Below are 2,188 nucleotides of genomic sequence, written 5' to 3'. Positions count from 1 at the left end.
GGGGCGGGGTGGGGACAGACCGGCCGGAGGCGGCCAACCCTCAGCCCCGACGGCGCCGCAGGACGGCAACGGCGCCGAGGCACACCGCCACAGCCGCCGCGACGGCTGCCGGCAGCAGCCAGGGCGTCGACGGAGCCTCGGTCGAGGCCGTCGGGGTGGCCGCCACCTCGGGAGACGGCCTCGGCGAGCGCAAGCTCGGGCGCGGGTCCGGGCGCGGGTCCGGGCTCGGGGGCGGGCCGGCGCTCGGCCCCGGGGACGCCGGTGTGCCCGGCGAGACCGTGAGTTCACGCTCCGCACGCCCCAGCCCCGGATGCCCCACCCCCACCACCACCCTCCACCGCCCCGGCGGCAATGCCTCCACCGTGGCGTACCGCGTCGCCTCCCCGGCCACGGGGACCAGCCTCCACGGCCCGAGGCTCTCGTCGCTCTCGTCGCTCCCGACGGCCGTCGCGTTGACGGTCGCGGCGACCGCCCCGTCGACGGGGTCCCCGTCCGCCCACGTGACCGTGGTCTCCACGCGCCCGAACGCGTGCCCGGTGATCTCGACCCGGAGGCCGTCGCCGTGGGCGTGCGCGGCCGGCGCGGCGGCGATCAGCCACCCGGCCAGGAGGCACACCACGGCGGCGACGGCCACCGGAAACGTACGGCTGTGTGTCACGGCTTCTGGACCGTCCACACCTGGGCCGCGTTGTTCGACGGGTGCTGCAGCTCGATGAGCCACGAGCCGTAGTACGGCCGGTTGCTGACGGCCAGCACGTACCGGCTGTCGCCCGCCGTCACCCGTACGCCGCTGCCGCTCGCCGTGATCCGCCACTTCTGGGCGGCGGCCCCGCCGCACGGCTGCTGGCCGACCCACATGCCGGCCGAGGCGCCGCCGCCGAGCTGGAGGCACTTGCCGGAGACGGCGGACCGGATCCGGGTGTAGCCGTTGCCCGCGTTGTCGAAGTACCACTGCTGCTGGGCGTACCCGTTGCGCTGGGAGCCGACGAGGACGGTGCCGTCCGCGGTGCGGCCGCCCCAGACCTCGGCGGCGTTGCCGGTGGCGCCGTTGGCGAGCAGGTAGCGGGTGCCGGGCGTGGGGGTGGTGGCGCCGCCTCCGCCGGTCGTACGGAAGGAGGTGGCGCGGCCGACGCGGCTGTCACGCCCGCCGGTGTCCCGTACCGACACGGCGACGGAGTACCGGGTGCCCGGGGTCAGGTTGTAGAGGCGAGCGCTGGTGCCCCGGATCCAGGCGATGGGCTTGCCGTTGCGGTACAGCTGGTACCAGGCGGCACCCGGGGCGGCGCGCCAGCCGGCGACGGCGGAGTCCTGGGCGATCTGGCCGACGGTGACGTCGGGCCCGTAGGTGCCGGTGGTCCCGCCCGTGGGCGTCGGGGTCGGCGTGGGCCTCGGCGTCGGGGTGGGCGTCGGGCTCGGGCCCGGGTCGGGGCCGTTGCCGCGGTGGCCCATCAGGAACTGGTTGTTCGCGATGTTCCAGTGCGTGGCGAGATAGCTGCCCGCCTTGGGGTTGGTGTGGAAGTAGTCGTCGTTCCGGCAGTCGAGGAGGTTGTCGTAGCTGCGGTCGCCGCACACCGTCCGCATCTTCGGGTAGTACGGGCTGTCCGAGTAGCACATGACGTCCCACTCGTCGGTGCAGTGGGCGCCGCGGCTGGTGTTGGGGGCGCTGTTGTTGACGGCGCCGAGGTTGTGGCCCAGCTCGTGGGCCGCGGTGTGGCCGCCCCAGCAGCCGGCGTCGGTACGGCCGTAGGAGGGGCCGAAGTTGCTGAGGTTGTTCTGGCCCGGGCGCTCGTCGCCTGCGAAGGTGCCGATGCCGCAGTAGACCTGGGCGTCCGCGAAGATCATGTACTTGCGGTCGCGGCGGTCGAGCCCCTTGGCGGCGAGGGCGCGGTTGGTGGCGCTGAACTCGGCGAGCGCGGAGGACGGGACCTCGATGTTGAGGACGGTCGGCGTGCAGTCGGCGGCCGTGACGTAGCGGATGTGCCGTACGCCGCCGGTGACCTTGGCGCTCTCGGAGAAGATGAGGTCGGCGTCGGCGGCCCACTTGCGGAAGGACGGCAGGTACTGGGCGTACCGGTCCTTGCCGGGTGCGTGGACGTAGACGACCTGGACGCGGTTGCCGCTGCTGCCGTCGCCGTCGCACTGGACGGTCTGTCCGGCGGGCCCGCGGGCGGCGGTGCCGGTGCGGGAG

Annotated in this window: 2 protein-coding genes; both read right to left on the bottom strand. The window is 74.5% G+C overall.

All coding sequences use genetic code 11. The features are described 5' to 3' along the window. Positions 1–40: 40 nt before the first annotated feature. The gene (locus HTZ82_RS01250) at positions 41–658 is read right to left on the bottom strand and encodes a hypothetical protein (protein ID WP_175407371.1); all 618 of its coding nucleotides are present in this window, start codon (positions 656–658) and stop codon (positions 41–43) included. Continuing rightward, a partial coding sequence (locus HTZ82_RS01245) for an RICIN domain-containing protein (protein ID WP_175407370.1) occupies positions 655–2,188 on the bottom strand: 1,534 nt, incomplete at its 5' end. The genes HTZ82_RS01250 and HTZ82_RS01245, both read right to left, overlap by 4 nt.

Origin of the sequence: Streptomyces sp. TRM64462 (assembly GCF_013362995.1) — a bacterium.
In the GTDB taxonomy this organism is placed as follows: domain Bacteria; phylum Actinomycetota; class Actinomycetes; order Streptomycetales; family Streptomycetaceae; genus Streptomyces.
The sequence above is the reverse complement of the archived record's forward strand: the minus strand, read 5'-3'. Positions and strand labels throughout refer to the sequence as shown.